Origin of the sequence: Pseudomonas sp. B2M1-30 (assembly GCF_025447575.1) — a bacterium.
GTDB lineage: Bacteria > Pseudomonadota > Gammaproteobacteria > Pseudomonadales > Pseudomonadaceae > Aquipseudomonas > Aquipseudomonas botevensis.
In genome coordinates this window covers 49,602-69,481 of the sequence record NZ_JAOEJT010000014.1, presented here as the reverse complement: position 1 = coordinate 69,481, position 19,880 = coordinate 49,602, and the positions used below count along the sequence as shown (strand labels likewise).

17 protein-coding genes are annotated in these 19,880 nt (G+C 61.4%); 8 read left to right on the top strand and 9 right to left on the bottom strand.

Translation table 11 applies throughout. The features are described from left to right. Positions 1-102: 102 nt before the first annotated feature. Positions 103-792 (bottom strand): VacJ family lipoprotein, encoded by a 690-nt coding sequence (locus N8H74_RS23590; RefSeq protein ID WP_262150689.1) that lies wholly within the window; start codon positions 790-792, stop codon positions 103-105. Positions 793-977: 185 nt separating this feature from the next. On the opposite strand from N8H74_RS23590, the gene N8H74_RS23585 reads away from it, so the two are divergent. Further along, positions 978-1,598: an HAD family phosphatase gene (locus N8H74_RS23585; protein WP_262150687.1), complete on the top strand. Its 621-nt coding sequence runs from the start codon at positions 978-980 to the stop codon at positions 1,596-1,598. Positions 1,599-1,705: 107 nt separating this feature from the next. Beyond that, positions 1,706-1,969: a DUF4404 family protein gene (locus N8H74_RS23580; RefSeq protein ID WP_262150685.1), complete on the top strand. Its 264-nt coding sequence runs from the start codon at positions 1,706-1,708 to the stop codon at positions 1,967-1,969. Positions 1,970-2,056: 87 nt separating this feature from the next. On the opposite strand, the gene queF is transcribed toward N8H74_RS23580, so the two are convergent. Both queF and N8H74_RS23570 read right to left on the bottom strand, forming a co-directional pair. Next, the gene (gene queF, locus N8H74_RS23575; RefSeq protein ID WP_262150683.1) at positions 2,057-2,887 is read right to left on the bottom strand and encodes an NADPH-dependent 7-cyano-7-deazaguanine reductase QueF; all 831 of its coding nucleotides are present in this window, start codon (positions 2,885-2,887) and stop codon (positions 2,057-2,059) included. A gap of 61 nt (positions 2,888-2,948) precedes the next feature. Then, positions 2,949-3,497: a cupredoxin family protein gene (locus N8H74_RS23570; RefSeq protein WP_262150681.1), complete on the bottom strand. Its 549-nt coding sequence runs from the start codon at positions 3,495-3,497 to the stop codon at positions 2,949-2,951. 168 nt (positions 3,498-3,665) lie between these two features. Here N8H74_RS23570 and N8H74_RS23565 point away from each other — a divergent pair, with 168 nt between their 5' ends. Together N8H74_RS23565 and N8H74_RS23560 are read left to right on the top strand one after the other, a co-directional pair. After that, the gene (locus N8H74_RS23565; RefSeq protein WP_262150679.1) at positions 3,666-4,346 is read left to right on the top strand and encodes a heavy metal response regulator transcription factor; all 681 of its coding nucleotides are present in this window, start codon (positions 3,666-3,668) and stop codon (positions 4,344-4,346) included. After that, entirely contained in the window at positions 4,346-5,695 is a 1,350-nt protein-coding gene (locus tag N8H74_RS23560; RefSeq protein ID WP_262150676.1) for a heavy metal sensor histidine kinase, read from the top strand. Before N8H74_RS23565 ends, N8H74_RS23560 begins: the two co-directional genes overlap by 1 nt. Positions 5,696-5,788: 93 nt before the next feature. Here the strand turns inward: N8H74_RS23560 and N8H74_RS23555 are convergent, their stop codons facing one another. From N8H74_RS23555 to N8H74_RS23545, 3 genes are all read right to left on the bottom strand, one after another. After that, positions 5,789-7,033, bottom strand: coding sequence for a lipoprotein-releasing ABC transporter permease subunit (locus N8H74_RS23555; protein ID WP_217831562.1), 1,245 nt, complete (start codon positions 7,031-7,033; stop codon positions 5,789-5,791). Positions 7,034-7,096: 63 nt separating this feature from the next. Continuing rightward, the gene (gene lolD / locus N8H74_RS23550) at positions 7,097-7,780 is read right to left on the bottom strand and encodes a lipoprotein-releasing ABC transporter ATP-binding protein LolD (RefSeq protein ID WP_217831561.1); all 684 of its coding nucleotides are present in this window, start codon (positions 7,778-7,780) and stop codon (positions 7,097-7,099) included. Between the two features lie 7 nt (positions 7,781-7,787). Continuing rightward, the gene (locus N8H74_RS23545; RefSeq protein ID WP_262150672.1) at positions 7,788-9,038 is read right to left on the bottom strand and encodes a lipoprotein-releasing ABC transporter permease subunit; all 1,251 of its coding nucleotides are present in this window, start codon (positions 9,036-9,038) and stop codon (positions 7,788-7,790) included. A 94-nt stretch (positions 9,039-9,132) separates the two neighbouring features. Here N8H74_RS23545 and N8H74_RS23540 point away from each other — a divergent pair, with 94 nt between their 5' ends. Continuing rightward, on the top strand, positions 9,133-9,714 hold the full coding sequence (locus N8H74_RS23540) for a PilZ domain-containing protein (RefSeq protein WP_217831559.1): 582 nt from the start codon (positions 9,133-9,135) through the stop codon (positions 9,712-9,714). Between the two features lie 14 nt (positions 9,715-9,728). Then, positions 9,729-10,451, top strand: a complete 723-nt coding sequence (locus N8H74_RS23535; RefSeq protein WP_217831558.1) for a glycerophosphodiester phosphodiesterase — start codon at positions 9,729-9,731, stop codon at positions 10,449-10,451. A 42-nt stretch (positions 10,452-10,493) separates the two neighbouring features. Here N8H74_RS23535 and sthA read toward each other — a convergent pair whose 3' ends face one another. Both sthA and N8H74_RS23525 read right to left on the bottom strand, forming a co-directional pair. After that, on the bottom strand, positions 10,494-11,888 hold the full coding sequence (sthA, locus tag N8H74_RS23530) for a Si-specific NAD(P)(+) transhydrogenase (protein ID WP_065260713.1): 1,395 nt from the start codon (positions 11,886-11,888) through the stop codon (positions 10,494-10,496). A 197-nt stretch (positions 11,889-12,085) separates the two neighbouring features. Then, entirely contained in the window at positions 12,086-13,072 is a 987-nt protein-coding gene (locus N8H74_RS23525; RefSeq protein ID WP_262150669.1) for an FAD:protein FMN transferase, read from the bottom strand. 137 nt (positions 13,073-13,209) lie between these two features. On the opposite strand from N8H74_RS23525, the gene N8H74_RS23520 reads away from it, so the two are divergent. After that, complete coding sequence (locus N8H74_RS23520; RefSeq protein WP_217831556.1) at positions 13,210-14,511, top strand: MFS transporter; 1,302 nt, start codon at positions 13,210-13,212, stop codon at positions 14,509-14,511. A 94-nt stretch (positions 14,512-14,605) separates the two neighbouring features. Here N8H74_RS23520 and N8H74_RS23515 read toward each other — a convergent pair whose 3' ends face one another. Beyond that, positions 14,606-16,069 (bottom strand): glyceraldehyde-3-phosphate dehydrogenase, encoded by a 1,464-nt coding sequence (locus N8H74_RS23515; RefSeq protein WP_217831555.1) that lies wholly within the window; start codon positions 16,067-16,069, stop codon positions 14,606-14,608. A 354-nt stretch (positions 16,070-16,423) separates the two neighbouring features. Here N8H74_RS23515 and mfd point away from each other — a divergent pair, with 354 nt between their 5' ends. Continuing rightward, a complete protein-coding gene (gene mfd / locus N8H74_RS23510) occupies positions 16,424-19,873 on the top strand; it encodes a transcription-repair coupling factor (protein WP_262150666.1) in 3,450 nt (1,149 codons plus the stop codon). Positions 19,874-19,880: the final 7 nt, after the last annotated feature.

The following is a 19,880-nucleotide window of genomic DNA, read 5'->3' as shown; positions in this document are numbered from 1 at the left end:
ATCACAGAGAGTTATAAGAACGCCCTCAACCGTAACCCAATGAAAGGTTGGCGCACAAAAAAGGCGACCTTGCGGTCGCCTTCGGCCTTTCAACGATGAGGATCAGAAATCGTCTTCGACCTGACCGTCCTTGACCTTGAACTCGCGGTTCTGCAGGTAGGCGTTGCGGATGAACGTGTACTTGTCGCCGCTGATCAGCTTCTCGCTGGACAGCAGGCTGGCGCGGGTGTCGACGATGTTCAGGCCGAAAATCGAGTTACGCACCGGCACATCGTTGATATAGCGGTACGGACCGGTGTAGCTGTCGACGTACTTGGACGGCGCATCACGCAGGGTGCTTGGGCCGAGCAGTGGCAGCATCACGTACGGACCGCTGCCGACGCCCCAGTAGCCGAGGGTCTGGCCGAAATCTTCGTCGCTGCGGTGCAGGCCCATCTTGGTGCCGACATCGAAGAAGCCGAGCAGGCCGAAAGTGGTGTTGAAGATCAGGCGCGCGGTGTCGACGCCGGCAGCGGCCGGTTTGGCCTGGAGAATATTGTTCGCCAGGTTGGTGACATCACCGACGTTGCGGAACATGTTGTGGATGCCGTCCTCGAGGAACTGCGGCGTCACGTATTCATAGCCCTGAGCCAGCGGCTTCAGTGCATAGGTGTCGACGAAATCGTTGAACTCGAAGATCGGACGGTTGACGCTTTCCCAAGGGTCTTCTTCCGTTGCAGCCTGAGCGGCGAACGGCACCAGCATCACGCTGGCACATACACAAAGCTGAGCGAGAGGATGGCTCCAGCGCATAGAAAACTCCTTGGATTGTACGGACGCGGCAACCTGGCCACGGTGAGATGGCGCTAAGTATAAGACGGAAAGGCGCTTTAGGCACTTCCCCCGGCGAATCGTTCCGTAGGACGCTTCGTCATGCGCTTGTCATTCAACTGTCACCGACCGTGCATAGCCTGATCCCTATTTCAGGGACGTTTTTCATGCCGCACGCCGAAGCCTTGTCTGTCGCCGCGCCCAACCTGACTGCCGTGCTGTTCGGGCTCAGCGGTTGCCTGGTGGACTTCGGCGCCCGTGCCCGACATCACGCCAACCCGACCACCGAACACGCCGACGCCACGCCCGGCGCCCTCGACAGTCTGCACAGCCTGCAACGTCAACTGATCCCCTGCGCCTGGCTCGACGAGCTGCCCCCTACCCTCACGCAGCAACTTTCGTCGGCGCTGCCGGACTGGATCAAACCATCGCAACATCCGGCAACACACTCCCCATGGCCGGCACCCAACGCCTGCTGGCAGGCCTTGATGACACTGAACGTCGACCGTCTCGACGGTTGCGTGCTGGTCAGCGGCGAGCCGCGCCTGCTGCAATCGGGTCTGAATGCCGGACTGTGGACGATTGGCCTGGCATCCTGCGGATCGCTCTGCGGCCTGCCACCCGGCGAGTGGCAGGCCCTGAGCCAGAAAGAGCGCGAACAACTGCGCGGCAAGGCCACGGTGCAGCTGTTCGGCCTCGGCGTGCATTCGGTGATCGATCATCTGGGCGAACTCGACACCTGCCTGGCGGACATCAGCCTGCGCCGGCTCAAAGGCGAAAAGCCCTGACCGGGATCATGCAGGTTGGCCGAGAGTGGATTAGTCTTAAGAGAGCCATAGACCTTTGGCCCGAGGCTGCGGTCTATGCCAGTGCCTCTCGATAAAAGGAAACCGCCATGCCCGCCCGCGAACTGCAAGAACAGCTCAATACCCTGCGCGAGCAACTGGATCAGAACCCGCCGCTGACCGATGCCGAGCGCGAACATCTGCATGAACTGATGGCGCAGATCGAATCCGAGATCAAACTGGAACAATCCACCCAGGACAACAGCATCGCCGACGGCGTGAATCTGGCGGTCGAACGCTTCGAACTCGAACACCCGACCATCGCCGGCACCCTGCGCAATATCGCCAACTCCCTGGTCAGCATGGGTATCTGAACCCTGCGGATGCAAAAAAGCCCTGCCATCGCTGGCAGGGCTTTTTCATGTCTGCGGGGCCGGGTTTGCCCGCTCCCGCAAAAGAGGTTACTGGCGAACCAGACGATGGTTCGGCAGTTGCGCGCTTTCAGTGCTGCGGTACGGGTTGATATCCAGACCGCCGCGACGCACATAACGCGCAAACACCGTCAGTTTTTCCGGTTTCAGCAGACGCTGCAGATCGAGGAAAATCCGCTCCACGCATTGCTCATGGAAGTCCGAGTGCTGGCGGAAGCTGACGATGTACTCCAGCAGGCTGGCGTGATCCAGCGCCGCGCCACGGTACTCGACCACCACGCTGCCCCAGTCCGGCTGGCTGGTCACCGGGCAGTTGGACTTGAGCAGGTGGCTGTGCACGCTCTCCTCCACAATCCGCGATTCGTCGCAACGCAGCAGCTCCGGCCGTGGATGCTCGTAATTGCTGACGCTGATATCCAGATCATCGATACAAACGCCCGGCAGTGCGACCACGCCTTCGGCCTCGACGTCTTTCAGACTGCGAACCCGCACCCCCACCGGTTTACCGGCGGCGGCGGACAAATCCTTGACCAGCGTCGCTTCCAGCATGGAGATGTCGGCGAACGGGGTCTGGTTCAGGGAGTTCAGGTACAGCTTGAACGACTTGGATTCAATGATGTTCGGCGAATCCGCCGGAATGCTGAACTCGCCGATCGCCACCACCGGTTTGCCCGACGGCAGCAGCCACGACAGCTCGAAGCAGTTCCAGAAATCCACGCCGGTATACGGCAGGGTCTCGGCGGTCAGGCCCAGTTCGGCCCATTTCGCGGTGCGCGGGATCGGGAACAGCAAGGACGGTGTGTACGTGGCGATGTATTCGCTGGACTTGCCCAGCGGCGAATGTTCGGCTGCGGGATGCATGGCGGAAACCTGACTGAAGAATCAGCGGATTCTACCAGCCTTTGCTCCCGCCTTTGAGTGCTTACTGACTGACAGTCAGTTTGCCGACCATCCCGGCCTGATAATGCCCGGGAATGTTGCAGGCGAATTCCAGGCTCACGGCTTTGCTGAAGGTCCAGGTCAGTTCTGCGGTCTTGCCCGGCTCGACCAGCACGCTGTTGGGGTCATCATGTTTCATGCCCTGCGCCATCGCGCTGTGATCCATCGAGCCATGATCCATGCCCGCCATATCGTGGGACATTTCCTTGATGCCAGTAGGCGTGAGCATGCCGCTTTGCTGCATCTGCAACATTTCCTGCTGGTGTTTGGCATGCATCGCAGCGTCGCCAAGGTTGAATTCGTGCAACAACTGACCCTTGTTCACCAGAACGAAACGAACCGTCTCACCGGCCTTGATCTGAATCGCCTTCGGATCGAAGGACATGTCGCCCATCACCACTTCAATGCTGCGGATGGCCTGCGCGGCCTTGGCCGGCTGGCCGAAATCATAGGTATGGGCCGGCGCTGCCCACAGCGGCGAACTCAGCGCCAGCAGACACGCGGCAAGGGCCAGACGATTGCGCAAAAACATAGTCGTACTCCAACAAAGAAAGGTTCAGCCTGTGGGAAACTCTAGCCGGCCTGGGCTGGCATCAACCTGACAGGCAGATTACAACTTTGTCAGGTTGGGCCGCGCTGGCGGCTCGCACGGTATAAAGCCCCTGTTCCCAACGCCAGATATGTCCACCAGAGCCACGCCATGAAACTGCTGATCGTCGAAGACCAACCGAAAACCGGTCATTACCTGCGCCAGGGCCTGACCGAGGCCGGGTTCAACACCGAACTGGTGGCCGACGGCACCACAGGCCAGCAACTGGCACTCACGGGGGACTATGCCTTGCTGATCCTCGACGTGATGCTGCCCGGCCGCAATGGCTGGCAGATTCTGCAAGCGGTGCGCAGCGCCGGGCTGGAAACGCCGATCCTGTTTCTGACGGCCAAGGACACCGTGGAAGACCGGGTTCATGGCCTCGAACTCGGCGCCGATGATTATCTGGTCAAACCCTTCGCCTTTTCCGAACTGCTGGCCCGGGTGCGCAGCCTGTTGCGACGCGGCAGCACCACCCCGCAGGAAACCAGCCTGCAACTGGCGAACCTGCGTCTGGACCTGATCCGTCGCCGCGTCGAACGCGGCGGCCAGCGCATCGATCTCACCGCCAAGGAGTTCGCCCTGCTGGAAATGCTCCTGCGTCGCCAGGGCGAAGTGCTGCCCAAATCGCTGATTGCCTCGCAGGTCTGGGACATGAACTTCGACAGCGACACCAACGTCATCGAAGTGGCGATCCGCCGACTGCGCCTGAAGATCGACGATGAGTTTCCCGACAAGCTGATTCACACCGTCCGTGGCATGGGTTATGTCCTCGAAGAGCGTCCCGCCTGATGCGCCGACTGTCATTGAGCGGCCGTCTGGCGCTGCTGTTCGCCGCCTGCACCGCGACGGTTTCGCTGGTCGCCGGGGTGGTGTTCAACCGGGCCAGCGAAGCGCACTTCATCGAACTCGACCAACAACTGCTGGAAAGCAAACTGATCGGCTTGCGGCAGGTCGCGCAAAACAGGCAGTCCGCCGACCGCCAGACGCGGATAGCCGAAGAACTGAGCCATCAGGGCGATCTGACGTTACGTATCCGCGACAGCGACGGCGAGCGCTGGTTTGGCCGCACGCTGCAAATGCCGACGAACCTGTCGTCACAGCCCGGACTGTCGACCATCAATGACAACGGCACCGACTATCGTCTGCTCAATGCCGCGCTGGAGCCGGGCAATCCCGATTCGGCGCAATTGACCCTGTTGCTGGACATCACCCACCACCAGCATTTCCTCCAGCGCATGCAGCATCTGATCTGGCTCACCGTCGGCCTCTCGGCCCTGGCGACCGCGCTGCTCGGGGCCTGGGCCGCCCGCAGCGGCTTGCGTCCGTTGCGCCGCATGAGTGCGGTGGCCCGGGGCATTTCGGCGCAATCGCTCAACGCACGCCTGCCGGAAGCGCAGATGCCTACGGAGCTTGGCGAATTGGCCCACAGCTTCAACGCCATGCTCGGACGCCTCGATGACGCCTTTCAGCGGCTTTCGGCGTTTTCCGCCGACATCGCCCATGAACTGCGCACCCCGCTGTCGAACCTGCTGACCCACACTCAGGTCACCCTCACCCGGCCACGGCCGATCGAGGATTACCGCGAGGCGCTGCACAGCAACCTCGAAGAACTGCAATGGATGGCGCAACTGGTCAACGACATGCTCTACCTGGCCAAGGCCGACCATGGATTGCTGGTGCCCAAGCGTGAACCGCTGGAACTGGGGCAGGAATCGGACATCCTGCTGGAGTTTTTCGCGCCGCTGGCCGAAGACGCCCGGGTGCGCCTGAGTCGCGAAGGCCAAGGGCCGTTCGACGGCGACCGCGCCATGTTGCGCCGGGCCTTGTCGAACCTGCTGGACAACGCCTTGCGCTTTACCCCGGCCGAAGGCGAAGTGCGGGTGCGGATCGCCGAGCACTCGAAAGGACTGCGGGTGAGCGTAGAGAACAGTGGCGAGGGGATTTCGGCGGAGCTGCTGCCGCGTTTGTTCGACCGCTTCTACCGGGCCGATCCGGCACGGCAGGAAGGTAGCAGCGAACATGCGGGATTGGGGTTGGCGATCACTCAGTCAATCATCAAGGCCCACGGTGGGCAGATTCATTGCGAATCGGATCAGGGCTGGACGCGGTTTGTGATTGAGTTGCCCAAAGGCCTTTAGGCCCTTTTGCGAGCAAGCCCGCTCCCACGATAGGCCTGTGTCATGCACAAATCCCTGTAGGAACAGGCTTGCCCGCGAAAGCGGTCCTGACGCTTACGAATATCTCAGCGCATGCGCCGGCTCGATCTTCGCCGCACGCCAGGCCGGATACACCGTTGCCAGGAAGCTGAGGATAAAGCCCGCCGAGCAGATCAGCAGCACGTCGCCGCCCTGCAATTCGGACGGCAGGTTGCTGACGAAATACACGTCGGAACTGAAGATGTGCTGCCCGGTCACCCGCTCCATCCAGCCCACCAGTTCGCTGACGTTCAGCGCGGCGATCACCCCAAGCACGCCGCCGATCAGTGTGCCGACAATCCCGATCACCGTGCCCTGCACCATGAAGATCGCCATGATCTGCCGTGGCGTGGCGCCGATGGTGCGCAGGATTGCGATGTCCGCACCCTTGTCGTTCACCACCATGATCAGGGTCGCGATGATGTTGAACGCCGCCACCGCGACGATCATCAGCAACAACAGACCGATCATGGTCTTTTCCATCTTCATCGCGCTGAACAGGCTGCCCTGGGTGTGCGTCCAGTCGTCAGCCTTGAACTCGGCGCCAAGGCCGGCGGCGATGTCCGAGGAGACTTTCGGCGCGGCGTACAGGTCTTTCACCGCCAGGCGCACGCTCTGCACCTGATTCGGCTCCCAGTGTTGCATCTGCGCGGCATCGGCCACATGGATCAGGCCCATGGAGCCATCCAGCTCGGCGCCGACCTTGAACACACCGACCACATTCAGGCGCTGCATGCGCGGGGTGATGCCCCCCGGTGCGGTGCTGACTTCCGGCACGATCAGGGTGATCTTGTCGCCGACGTTGAGGCGAAAGCGCCGTGCAGTGATTTCACCGAGCACCACGCCGAATTCGCCCGGTTTCAGGGCATCGAGACGCCCCTGAACAATGTGCTGCGCGACGATCGACACCTTGCCTTCCTGGGCCGGATCGACGCCGCTGATCTGGATCGGCTGCATCAAGCCCTTGTAGGACAGCATGCCTTCCATCTCGGTGAACGGTACGGCGGCGGTGACTTCGGGATTTTTCATCGCGGCGGCGGCCACCGGCTGCCAGTCATCGATCGGCTTGACGCCGACGATGGTCGCGTGGGGCACCATGCCGAGGATGCGCGAACTCATTTCGCGCTGGAAGCCGTTCATCACCGACAACACCACGATCATCGCCAGCACGCCGAGGGCGAGGCCGATCATCGAGGTCATCGAAATGAACGAAACAAAGCGATTGCGGCGCTTGGCGCGGGTATAGCGCGTGCCGATAAAGATCGATAACGGTCTGAACATTCGCTGGGGCACCGTATAAAAATAAAAGACCCGAAGCCTTCTCAGGCTTCGGGTTTCAACCCATCAGATAGGTGTCAGGCAACCTTCGTTGAGGTGCAGGACGCGATCCATCTGGCGGGCCAGGTTCATGTCGTGGGTCACCACCAGGAACGCGGTACGCATCGAAGTGCTGAGTTCCAGCATCAAATCCTGGATGCCCTGGGCGGTGTGGGAGTCGAGGTTGCCGGTCGGCTCGTCGAGCATCACCAGGCCTGGCTTGTTCACCAGCGCGCGGGCGATGGCCACGCGCTGACGCTCGCCACCGGACAGCTCGGCCGGTTTGTGCTCCAGGCGATGGGCCAGCCCTACTCGCTCCAGCAGCGCGGTCGCGCGTTGACGCGCTTCCGGGATCGGCGTCTTGCCGATCAGCAGCGGCATGCAGACATTTTCCAGCGCGGTGAATTCCGGCAGCAAGTGGTGGAACTGGTAGACGAAGCCCAGCGCACGGTTACGCAGCAGGCCGCGCTTTTTCTCGTTGAGCGCCGAGAGTTCTTCGCCGTCGAGCCAGACGCTGCCCTTGGTCGGGGTATCGAGACCGCCCAACAGGTTGAGCAAGGTACTTTTGCCCGAACCCGACGTGCCGACGATTGCCACCCGCTCGCCTGGGTGCAACTCCAGTTGCAGACCGGCCAACACCTGCACCGACTCCGGGCCTTCCTCGTAGGATTTGCCCAGGTTGCGGCAGCTCAAGATTGCTTTTTCACTCATGCCCGACTCACTCATAACGTAGCGCCTCCGCCGGCTGGGTGCGCGCGGCACGCCAGGCTGGATACAGGGTGGCGAGGAAACTCAGGACCAACGCAGCGGCGCAGACCATGACCACATCCTGGGTCTGTACCTGCGACGGAAGATAATCAATGAAATACACGTCAGCATTAAGGAACTTGTGCCCGATCAAGCCTTCGAGGGCCGAAATCGCCGCGCTGACGTTGAGTGCGGCAAAGATCCCGACCACCGCACCGATGGCTGTACCGACCACGCCGATGACCGTGCCCTGCACCATGAATGTGCGCATGATCGTGCCCGGCGTGGCGCCGAGGGTACGCAGAATGGCGATGTCGCCCTTCTTGTCGTTCACCACCATCACCAGGGTGGAAATGATGTTGAAAGCGGCGACGGCAACGATCAGCAGCAACAGCAGGCCGATCATGGCTTTTTCCATGCGGATCGCCTGATACAGGTTGCCGTGGGTACGGGTCCAGTCGCGGGCGTAGTAATGGTCTTCGCCGAGCTGCTGGGCGATGTTCCAGGCCACGCGCGGCGCCTGGAACAAGTCGTCGAACTTCAGCCGCAGGCCCTGCACCTGATCCGGCTTCCAGCGATGCATCTTCGCCAGATCCTGCAGGTTGGTGACGCCCAGATAGCCGTCGAGCTCGCCGGCGCCGACATGGAAGATGCCGACCACGGTGAAGCGCTTCATGCGCGGGAACATCCCGGCCGGGGTCACGCTGACCTCCGGGGCGACGAAGGTGATCTTGTCACCGATGCCCACGCCAAGCTTGGTCGCGGCCTTGTCACCGATGACGATGCCGAAGCTGCCCGGTGTCAGGTCGTCGAGTTTGCCCTGCTTCATGAAGTTATCGATGATCGACACGTTGCGCTCGAGCGCCGGGTCGATGGCATTGAGCAACACCTTGGACACCTGGCCGTTGTTGGTCAGCAGTCCCTGCATCTGGGTGAACGGCGCGACGGCCGTCACCTGCCGGTTCTGCTTCACTTTGGCAGCCAGGCTCTGCCAGTCGCTGATGGCTTCACCGGATTCGATGGTCGCGTGGGGCACCATGCCCAGCACGCGGGTGCGCATCTCATGATCGAAGCCGTTCATCACCGACAGCACCACGATCATCACAACCACGCCAAGCGCGAGCCCGATCATCGAAGTCAGGGAAATGAATGACACAAAATGATTGCGACGCTTTGCACGGGTATAACGCGTGCCGATAAATACGAAGAGAGGTCTGAACATGTCGGGGCTTGTTCGGAGGGAAAAGGAACGTCCTTGTGGCGGGGGTCGATAACCAGCTTTACACTCAGACCACCGCCGCTACCATGGGTTCGCCATGTCGACATTAGATGAAGAAGATCGCCGCGAATACTACCGTATCGAGGACTCGATCGCACTGGAAATTCGGCCCCTGTCCGCTCTCGAAGCCGCAGGCCAGGAAGTGTTGCAGGATGCTTCTCCACTTTTCAACGTGCTCAGCGAACTGCACCTGAGCGAATTCGAGTCGCAGCACCTGTTGCGCCAGATCAACGAGCGCGACCGGGCGATCGCGGCGTTCCTCAAATCCCAGAACAAACGCATCGACCTGCTCAGCCAGGTGATCGCCCTGACCGCGCTCGGCCAGATCGGCGAGCCCCAACCGGTGATCATTTCCGAGGGCGGCATCGACTTCCAGAATCCGGCCCCGATCGCCACCGGCGCGCACCTGTCGGTCAAAATGGTGCTGATGCCCCAGGCACACGGCCTGCTGCTGCGCGCCCGCGTGACCCATTGCGACCGCAAGGGCGACGGCTACGACATCGGCACCGAGTTCGAACACCTGACCGATGCCCAGCGCCAGTTGCTCGCCCGCTACATCTTGCAAAAGCAGGCCCAGGAACGACGTCTGGCCCGCGAACAAAACGATTCAGGCATTTAAATTAAGGAAGAACCGTGACCCTTATCTACGGCCACCGCGGCGCCAAGGGCGAAGCACCGGAAAACACCCTGACCAGCTTTCAGGAATGCCTCAAGCACGGCGTGCGCCGTTGCGAACTGGACTTGCACCTGTCCAGTGACGGCGAGCTGATGGTCATCCACGACCCGACCCTCAAACGCACCACCGACCGGCGTGGCAAGGTCGTCGAGCACACGGCCGCAGAGCTGGTGACCTACGATGCGCGCAAGGGAGGCCCGGGCTGGATCAAGCCCTGCCCGATCCCGACGCTGGAAGAGCTGTTCGAGAAATGTGATTTCGATCACTGGCAACTGGAAGTCAAAAGCGCCTCACGCACCCGCGCTGCAACCACCGTGCTGGCCATCCGCGAAATGGTGCAACGGCATGGCCTGCTCGACAAGGTGACAATCACTTCGAGCTCGCGGGAAGTATTGAAGGCTGCGCAGGAACTGGTGCCCGACGTCTCGCGCGGACTGGTCGCCGAGTACGCCTGGCTCGACCCGCTGAAGGTGGCACAAAACTATGGCTGCGAGATTCTGGCGTTGAACTGGACACTCTGCACGCCGGAACGCTTGCAGAAGGCGCAGCGTCAGGGGCTGCATGTGTCGGTGTGGACCGTCAACGAGCCTGCGCTGATGCGCAGACTCGCCGACTTCGGCGTTGACAGCCTGATTACAGACTTTCCCGGTTTGGCCACTGCCACCCTCGAGAATTGCTGAAATCGGTCTCCCCGGCCGGCTCAGGCCACCGGCCGGAGCCGCTCAAAAAAGCCGGTTGAGGCCGTCGTACGCCGCTACCCGATAGGCTTCGGCCATGGTCGGGTAGTTGAACGTGGTGTTGACGAAATACTTCAGGGTATTCAGCTCACCCGGCTGGTTCATGATCGCCTGACCGATGTGGACGATCTCCGACGCCTGATAGCCGAAGCAATGCACGCCCAGCACTTGCAGGGTCTCGCGGTGGAACAGGATCTTCAGCATGCCTTGCGGCTCGCCTGCGATCTGCGCCCGCGCCATGCTCTTGAAGAACGCCTTGCCCACTTCGTACGGGACCTTGGCCTGGGTCAGCTCCTGCTCGTTCTTGCCGATCGAGCTGATCTCAGGAATGGTGTAGATGCCGGTCGGCACGTCATTGACGAAGCGCCAGCTGCCATTGTCGACGATGCTGCCGGCGGCCGAACGACCCTGGTCGTGGGCGGCACTGGCCAGGCTCGGCCAGCCGATCACGTCACCGGCACCGTAGATGTTCTGCACGCAGGTACGGTAGTTCTCGTCGACTTCGATCTGGCCACGGCTGTTGACCTTGACGCCGATGTTTTCCAGACCCAACTGGTCGGTGTTGCCGGTCCGGCCGTTGCACCAGAGCAAGGCGTCGGCCTTGATTTTCTTGCCGGACTTGAGGTGCAGGATCACGCCGTTGTCCACGCCTTCGACGCGGTCATATTCTTCGTTGTGGCGCACGGTGATGTTGTTGTTGCTGAAGTGGTAGCTCAACGCCTGGGAGATTTCCGAGTCGAGGAAGCTCAGCAACTGACCACGGTTATCCACCAGCTCAACCAGCACACCCAGGCCGCTGAAGATCGAGGCGTATTCGCAACCGATCACGCCGGCGCCGTAAACGATCAGTTTGCGCGGGGTGTGACCGAGGCTGAGGATGGTGTCGCTATCGTAGATGCGCGGGTGGTGGAAATCGATGTCCGCCGGACGATACGGGCGCGAGCCGGTGGCGATGATGATGTGCTTGGCCACCAGTTTCTCGACCACACCGTTGGCGCAGACCACTTCGATGGTTTGCTCGTCGGCGAAGCTGCCGGTGCCGAAGAACACGTCGACGCGGTTACGGGCATAGTAACCGGTACGCGAGGCGACTTGCTTGGAGATGACCTTCTCGGCGCTTTTCAGCACGTCCGGGAACGAGAACCAGCGCGGCTCACCAATGGCCCGGAACATCGGGTTGGTGTTGAACTGCATGATCTGCCGCACCGAATGACGCAGTGCCTTGGACGGGATGGTGCCCAGGTGGGTGCAGTTACCGCCGACCTGGCGACGGCTGTCGACCATCGCCACCTTGCGCCCTGCTTTGGCGGCGTTCATTGCCGCGCCTTCTCCCGCCGGGCCGGAACCCAGCACCACCACGTCGTAGTTGTAGACAGCCATGCGTACTCCTCAGAACAGGCCGCGATGCCAGCAGCACCGGCGGCTAAATCACGCCGAACGACGGCGCGAAGGAACAATTGGGGGCCAGTGAAGAACCCGGACACAGTCTATAGAAGCGTCAACGCCGCGCACATTAACCCTTGGTCGCGTCGTAGGCTACTTTTGCCTGCACTGGAACGCCAGTTTTCGTATTGTCCTCAGTCAGTTTTTCCACCACTGAGGCGCTCGAAAGCCTGACTGGTGCGTGTGACGAAACCTGTATCGGCACGAATCACAAAGAATGCACCAATGTCGTGTTTTTCGGCATAGTCCCACGCCGCTTCGGGCCCGAGAATCAGCAACAGCGTCGATAGTCCATCGGCCATCAACGCTGAAGGATGAATTACCGTGACCGACGCCAGGTTATGCAGGACGGGGGCACCAGTGCGGGCATCGAAGGTGTGGGAATAACGCCGGCCATCCTGCTGAAAATAGTTGCGGTAGTCGCCGGAAGTAGAGACGCCGTAGCCGTCGACGCTGATGATGCGCTCGGCGACCTGCTGATCGTCTCGCGGCTCTTCCAGCGCGATACGCCAGGGCGAGCCATCCAGCTTCTTGCCAGAGGCCTTGAGCTCACCAGTGGCCTCGGCGAGATAGTCATGGATGCCCATCGCTTCGAGCCGGGCGGCAATGGTATCGACGGCATAACCGGCGGCGATGCTGTTGAAGTCGACCTCGACCGCCGCGTCCTTGCACAATTGATCGCCTTCGATGCGCAGGTGCCGGTAACCGACCCGTTGCCGGGTTTCGGCCAGCGCCGCAGGACTCGGGACTTTTTCTTCGCGCCCTTGCGGGCCGAAGCCCCAAAGGTTCATCAGCGGTTCGACGGTCAGGTCGTAGGCGCCTTCGCTTTGCTCTGACAGCTGCTCGCCGACACGAATCAATTCGAGCACCGGGGCCGACATGGTCTGACAACGATTGGCCGGTAAGGCGTTAAAACGCTCGATATCCGAGTCGCTGCGATAAGTCGACATTTGCCGATCCACTTCGCCGAGGATCGCTTCCACTTCACTGCGCACTTGTTCGGCGTCAGCCAGACCGGCGTGGCGCACGTACTTGATCGAGTAAGTGCTGCCCATGGTCGGCCCGCCGAAGCTTTCCATGGCATCGCTGTTACCGCAGCCAGGCAAAATCGCCATCAGCATCACAATTGCCGCTAACCGTCCAGTTAACAATTCTTCATCTCCCCGCAAAACCGCGCCCGCCATTATGAATACAGCGCCCGCTCGCTCCCATACGAATGCAACGCCTTTATACAAAACTCAAAAGTGAGTAACTAAAAATGTCCTCGACCACGGGCAAAGGCAAAGCGATTTTTCGCGTTGTCAGCGGCAACTTTCTCGAAATGTTCGACTTCATGGTCTACGGCTTCTACGCCACGGCCATCGCCAAGACGTTCTTCCCGGCCGACAGCGCCTTCGCTTCCCTGATGCTCTCACTGGCGACCTTCGGCGCCGGTTTCCTGATGCGTCCGCTGGGGGCGATCTTCCTCGGTGCCTATATCGACCGCCATGGCCGTCGACAAGGCCTGATCATCACGCTGGCGCTGATGGCGGCCGGGACGGTGCTGATTGCCTGCGTTCCGGGATACGCCACCCTCGGCGTCGCCGCTCCGCTGCTGGTGCTGCTCGGCCGGCTGCTGCAAGGCTTTTCCGCTGGCGTGGAACTGGGCGGCGTGTCGGTGTATCTGGCGGAAATCTCCACACCGGGCCGCAAGGGCTTTTTCGTCAGTTGGCAATCCGCAAGCCAGCAGGCGGCCGTGGTCTTCGCCGGCCTGCTTGGCGTGGGCCTGAACCACTGGCTGAGTCCGGAGCAAATGGGTGACTGGGGCTGGCGCGTACCGTTTCTGGTCGGCTGCATGATCGTCCCGGCGATCTTCATGATTCGTCGCTCACTGGAGGAAACCCCGGAGTTTCAGGCGCGCAAACACCGCCCTACCCTGCGGGAAATCGTCCGCTCCATCGGCCAGAATTTCGGCATCGTCATCGCTGGCATGGCACTGGTGGTGATGACCACGGTGTCGTTCTACCTGATCACTGCCTACACGCCGACCTTCGGCAAGGCGGAACTGCACCTGTCCGACTTCGATGCCTTGCTGGTAACCGTGTGCATCGGCCTGTCGAACTTCTTCTGGCTGCCGGTCATGGGGTCAGTGTCTGACAGGATCGGCCGCAAACCCCTGCTGCTGGCGGCGACGATTCTGGCGATTCTCACCGCGTATCCGGCGCTGTCGTGGCTGGTGGCGAACCCGAGTTTCAGCCATCTGCTGATCGTCGAACTGTGGCTGTCGTTCCTGTACGGTTCGTACAACGGGGCGATGGTGGTGGCGCTGACCGAGATCATGCCGGTGGAAGTTCGTACGACCGGCTTCTCTCTGGCCTACAGCCTGGCGACCGCGACGTTTGGCGGCTTCACGCCAGCGGCCTGCACCTATCTGATTCATGTGCTGGACAACAAGGCTGCGCCAGGGATCTGGCTCAGCGGCGCGGCAGTGCTGGGGCTGATCGCGACGCTGGTGCTGTTCCGTGGCAACAAACATGAATTGCGCACGGCACAGGCAGCCGTACCTGGCGGCGCCCGCTAGGACGCCTTCGCGGGCACTGACAACAAAGGCCCAACGGATACACAAACAAAAACGCCCCGACCAGAGTCGGGGCGTTTTCATTTGCGGCTAAGGCTTAGCGCGGGAACGCTGGCGGGTTTACACCGGCCATGTCTTCCATCACGCGGATCACCTGGCAGCTGTAACCGAACTCGTTGTCGTACCAGACGTACAGAACAACGCGGTTATCCTGGGTGATGGTCGCTTCAGCGTCCACAACGCCTGCGTGGCGCGAGCCAACGAAGTCGGTGGAAACCACTTCCTGCGAATTGACGAAGTCGATCTGCTTGTGCAGCTCGGAGTGCAGCGCCATGTAGCGCAGGTACTCGTTCATCTCTTCACGGGTGGCGGCTTTCTCAAGGTTCAGGTTGAGAATGGCCATCGAGACGTTCGGCGTCGGAACGCGGATCGCGTTACCGGTCAGCTTGCCGGCCAGCTCAGGCAGGGCCTTGGCGGCAGCGGTGGCAGCACCGGTCTCGGTGATGACCATGTTCAGCGCGGCGCTGCGGCCACGGCGATCACCCTTGTGGAAGTTGTCGATCAGGTTCTGGTCGTTGGTGTACGAGTGAACGGTTTCGACGTGACCGTTGACGATGCCGAACTTGTCATTCACAGCCTTCAGCACCGGCACGATGGCGTTGGTGGTGCAGGAAGCGGCGGACACGATCTTGTCGTCAGCGGTGATTTCACCGTGGTTGATACCGTGAACGATGTTCTTCAGCTTGCCCTTGCCAGGCGCAGTCAGAACAACGCGGTCGATACCCGGGCACTGCAGGTGCTGACCCAGGCCATCGGCGTCACGCCATACACCGGTGTTGTCCACCAGCAGCGCGTCTTTGATGCCGTACTGGGTGTAATCCACCTCGGTCGGGTTCTTCGCGTAGATCACCTGGATCAGGTTACCGTTGGCGGTGATGGTGTTGTTTTCTTCGTCGATGGTGATGGTGCCGTTGAACGAACCATGTACCGAATCGCGGCGCAGCAGGCTGGCGCGCTTGGTCAGGTCGTTTTCGGCGCCCTTGCGCACCACGATGGCACGCAGACGCAGACCGTCGCCACCACCGGTTTTCTCGATCAGGATGCGCGCCAGCAGACGGCCGATACGACCGAAGCCGTACAGAACAACGTCGGTGCCTTTGCGGGCCGAAGCGTTTTGCTGGCCAACCACGTCAGCCATTTCTTCACGAACGAATTGCTCGGCGGTGCGGCCGTTGCCTTCGTTGCGGAATTTGAACGCCAACTTGCCCAGATCCACCGAAGCCGCGCCGAGCTTGAGCTCGCTCATGGCCTTGAGCAGTGGGAATGTTTCGTGGACGGAGAGTTCGCTATCGTCGGCAGAACGATGGCGAGCAAAGCGATGAGCTTTGAGAATCGCGATGACAGACTGGTTGATCAGGCTGCGGCCATAGATCGAGCTCACCACGTTGTTATTGCGGTAGAGCTGACCGATAAGCGGAATCATCGCTTCTGCGAGTGCTTCACGGTCGATCCATTCACCAAGACACTGGTCGGGCTTCTGAGTCACGGTAACCTTCCACATGTAGGGGCAGAAAAAAGGGGCTACATTATGCCGCCCAGATCCTCCTGTAGCAATGCGCGCTTGTCGCGCAATCGGTAACAAAACGCCGGTAGAAAAATTTGCACCCCGCGCCAGCCCAGTAAAACCGGGGCCTCCAGCGCAGTCAATTTTCCGACGACTGTTAGACGATGTCTGTAACCCTCCGTAACACCACCAACTTTCGGCACTACATAACCGCAAAAAAAGTGCTCGTTTTTATGGTTACCACTACATTTCGCCCAAACCACGAAGATAGACACAGTCTGCAACTGACAGGCGGCACCGGACGCCGCTACAATTACCGACTTTGTCGCAAAGCCTGGAGCTCAACCTTCCGTGCCTGTTCTGCGTCTACCGCTTCTCCCTGCCGCGGCAGGTAAACAGCACTGGGGCAATCTGCCCGGTGCCGCCCTGAGCCTGGCGATTGCCGAGGCTGCCAGCGCTGCCAAGCGCTTCACCCTGCTACTGACCGCCGACAGCCAGAGCGCCGAACGGCTGGAACAGGAGCTGAGTTTCTTCGCCCCGGATTTGCCCGTACTGCATTTCCCCGACTGGGAAACCCTGCCGTACGACCTGTTCTCGCCGCATCAGGACATCATCTCCCAGCGCATCGCCAGCCTTTATAGACTGCCGGAGCTGGAACACGGCGTGCTGGTGGTGCCGATCACGACCGCCCTGCATCGTCTGGCACCGACCAAATTCCTGCTCGGCAGCAGCCTGGTGCTGGATGTCGGCCAGAAGCTCGATGTCGAACAGATGCGCACGCGGCTCGAGGCCAGCGGCTATCGCTACGTCGACACGGTCTACGAGCATGGCGAGTTCACCGTGCGCGGCGCGTTGATCGACCTGTTCCCGATGGGCAGTAAACTGCCGTACCGGATCGACCTGTTCGACGACGAAATCGAAACCCTGCGCACCTTCGATCCGGAAAACCAGCGCTCCATCGACAAGGTCGATTCGGTCAAGTTGCTCCCGGCCAAGGAATTCCCGCTGCAAAAGGAAGCGGTCACCCGCTTCAAGGCACGCTTTCGTGAACGCTTCGATGTCGACTTCCGTCGCTGCCCGATCTTCCAGGACCTGAGCAGCGGCATCACGCCGGCCGGCATCGAGTACTACCTGCCGCTGTTCTTCGAAGAAACCTCGACCCTGTTCGATTACCTGCCCCAGGACACTCAGGTGTTCTCGCTGCCGGGTATCGAGCAGGCGGCGGAAAACTTCTGGAACGACGTGCGCAATCGTTATGAAGAACGCCGCGTCGACCCATCCCGTCCTTTATTGCCGCCGGCCGAATTGTTCCTGCCGGTGGAAGACTGCTTCGCCCGCCTCAAGAGCTGGCCGCGCGTGGTCGCCAGCCAGCAGGACGTGGAAACCGGGATCGGCCGCGAGCGCTTCCCGGCCCAGGCACTGCCGAATCTGGCGATTGAAGCCAAGGCCACACAACCCCTGGCCGCGCTCTCGGCGTTCCTCGACGAGTTCCCCGGGCGGGTGCTGTTCACCGCCGAATCCGCCGGCCGCCGCGAGGTGCTGCTGGAGCTGCTGGAACGCCTGAAGCTGCGACCGAAAACCGTCGACAGCTGGCCGGACTTCGTCGCCGGCAAGGAGCGCTTGGCAATCACCATCGCCCCGCTCGATGAAGGCCTGATGCTCGACAACCCGGCGCTGGCGCTGGTGGCGGAAAGCCCGCTGTTCGGCCAGCGCGTGATGCAGCGTCGCCGTCGCGAAAAACGCGCCGATGCCAACAACGACGCCGTCATCAAAAACCTCACCGAACTGCGCGAAGGCGCGCCGGTGGTGCATATCGACCATGGGGTCGGCCGCTACCTGGGCCTGACGATCCTCGAGATCGACAATCAGGCCGCCGAATTCCTCACCCTGGAATACGCCGAGGGCGCAAAACTCTATGTGCCGGTGGCCAACCTGCACCTGATCGCCCGCTACACCGGCAGCGACGACGCCCTCGCCCCGCTGCACCGCCTCGGCTCCGAGACCTGGCAGAAAGCCAAGCGCAAGGCTGCCGAACAGGTGCGCGACGTGGCCGCCGAACTGCTCGACATCTATGCCCGTCGCGCGGCTCGCGAGGGTTACGCCTTCGCCGACCCGAAAGCCGATTACGCGACCTTCAGCGCCGGCTTCCCGTTCGAGGAAACCCCGGACCAGCAAGCCACCATCGAAGCCGTGCGCGAAGACATGCTCGCGCCCAAGCCGATGGATCGCCTGGTCTGTGGCGACGTCGGCTTCGGCAAGACCGAAGTGGCGATGCGCGCCGCGTTCATTGCCGTACACGGCGGCAAACAAGTGGCGATCCTGGTGCCGACCACCCTGCTCGCCCAGCAGCATTACAACAGCTTCCGCGATCGTTTCGCCGACTGGCCGGTGGCCGTGGAAGTGATGAGCCGCTTCAAGTCGGCCAAGGAAGTGAACGCCGCGGTCGCCGATCTGGCAGAAGGCAAGATCGACATCGTGATCGGCACGCACAAACTGCTGTCCGACGACGTGAAGATCAAAAACCTCGGGCTGGTCATCATCGACGAGGAACACCGCTTCGGTGTCCGTCAGAAGGAACAGCTCAAGGCCCTGCGCAGTGAAGTCGACATCCTCACACTGACCGCCACGCCGATTCCGCGCACGCTGAACATGGCGGTGTCGGGCATGCGCGACCTGTCGATCATCGCCACGCCACCGGCACGACGCCTGTCGGTGCGCACCTTCGTCATGGAGCAGAACAAGAGCACGGTCAAGGAAGCGCTGCTGCGTGAGTTGCTGCGCGGCGGTCAGGTCTACTACCTGCACAACGACGTGAAGACCATCGAGAAGTGCGCCGCCGACCTGGCCGAACTGGTGCCGGAAGCGCGGATCGGCATCGGCCACGGGCAGATGCGCGAGCGCGAACTCGAACAGGTGATGAGCGACTTCTACCACAAGCGCTTCAACGTGCTGATTGCCTCGACCATCATCGAGACCGGCATCGACGTGCCGAGCGCCAACACCATCATCATCGAGCGCGCCGACAAGTTCGGCCTGGCGCAGCTGCACCAGTTGCGCGGACGCGTCGGCCGCAGTCACCACCAGGCCTACGCCTATCTGCTGACGCCGCCGCGCCAGCAAATCACCGCCGATGCGGAAAAGCGCCTGGAGGCGATTGCCAACACCCAGGACCTTGGCGCGGGCTTCGTGCTGGCGACCAACGACCTGGAAATCCGGGGCGCCGGCGAACTGCTCGGCGATGGCCAGAGCGGGCAGATCCAGGCCGTGGGCTTCACCCTTTATATGGAAATGCTCGAACGCGCGGTCAAGTCGATCCGCAAGGGCGAGCAGCCGAACCTCGACCAACCGCTCGGCGGTGGCCCGGAGGTCAATCTGCGGGTGCCGGCGCTGATTCCGGAAGACTATCTGCCGGACGTTCACGCCCGACTGATCCTCTACAAGCGCATCGCCTCGGCCACCGACGAAGAAGGCCTGAAAGACCTGCAAGTGGAGATGATCGACCGCTTCGGCCTGCTGCCGGAACCGACCAAGAACCTGGTGCGGATCACCGCGCTGAAATTGCAGGCCGAACAGCTGGGCATCAAGAAAGTCGACGGCGGCCCGCAGGGCGGACGCATCGAGTTCGCCGCGCAGACACCGGTCGACCCGCTGACCCTGATCAAACTGATCCAGGGCCAGCCCAAACGCTACAAATTCGAAGGCGCCACGATGTTCAAGTTCATGGTGCCGATGGAGCGCCCGGAAGAGCGCTTTAATACTGTGGAGGCGCTGTTCGAGCGCCTCATCCCGAAAACTGCTTGAAGGACGC

Coding starts and splice junctions, on each gene's coding strand:
- N8H74_RS23545 (WP_262150672.1), bottom strand. CDS start 9,038: ATGTTCAGACCTCTCTTCGTATTTATCGGCACGCGTTATACCCGTGCA.
- N8H74_RS23565 (WP_262150679.1), top strand. CDS start 3,666: ATGAAACTGCTGATCGTCGAAGACCAACCGAAAACCGGTCATTACCTG.
- N8H74_RS23515 (WP_217831555.1), bottom strand. CDS start 16,069: ATGTGGAAGGTTACCGTGACTCAGAAGCCCGACCAGTGTCTTGGTGAA.
- N8H74_RS23590 (WP_262150689.1), bottom strand. CDS start 792: ATGCGCTGGAGCCATCCTCTCGCTCAGCTTTGTGTATGTGCCAGCGTG.
- N8H74_RS23580 (WP_262150685.1), top strand. CDS start 1,706: ATGCCCGCCCGCGAACTGCAAGAACAGCTCAATACCCTGCGCGAGCAA.
- N8H74_RS23540 (WP_217831559.1), top strand. CDS start 9,133: ATGTCGACATTAGATGAAGAAGATCGCCGCGAATACTACCGTATCGAG.
- sthA (WP_065260713.1), bottom strand. CDS start 11,888: ATGGCTGTCTACAACTACGACGTGGTGGTGCTGGGTTCCGGCCCGGCG.
- lolD (WP_217831561.1), bottom strand. CDS start 7,780: ATGAGTGAAAAAGCAATCTTGAGCTGCCGCAACCTGGGCAAATCCTAC.
- N8H74_RS23585 (WP_262150687.1), top strand. CDS start 978: ATGCCGCACGCCGAAGCCTTGTCTGTCGCCGCGCCCAACCTGACTGCC.
- N8H74_RS23555 (WP_217831562.1), bottom strand. CDS start 7,033: ATGTTCAGACCGTTATCGATCTTTATCGGCACGCGCTATACCCGCGCC.
- queF (WP_262150683.1), bottom strand. CDS start 2,887: ATGCATCCCGCAGCCGAACATTCGCCGCTGGGCAAGTCCAGCGAATAC.
- N8H74_RS23560 (WP_262150676.1), top strand. CDS start 4,346: ATGCGCCGACTGTCATTGAGCGGCCGTCTGGCGCTGCTGTTCGCCGCC.
- N8H74_RS23520 (WP_217831556.1), top strand. CDS start 13,210: ATGTCCTCGACCACGGGCAAAGGCAAAGCGATTTTTCGCGTTGTCAGC.
- N8H74_RS23525 (WP_262150669.1), bottom strand. CDS start 13,072: ATGCTGATGGCGATTTTGCCTGGCTGCGGTAACAGCGATGCCATGGAA.
- N8H74_RS23570 (WP_262150681.1), bottom strand. CDS start 3,497: ATGTTTTTGCGCAATCGTCTGGCCCTTGCCGCGTGTCTGCTGGCGCTG.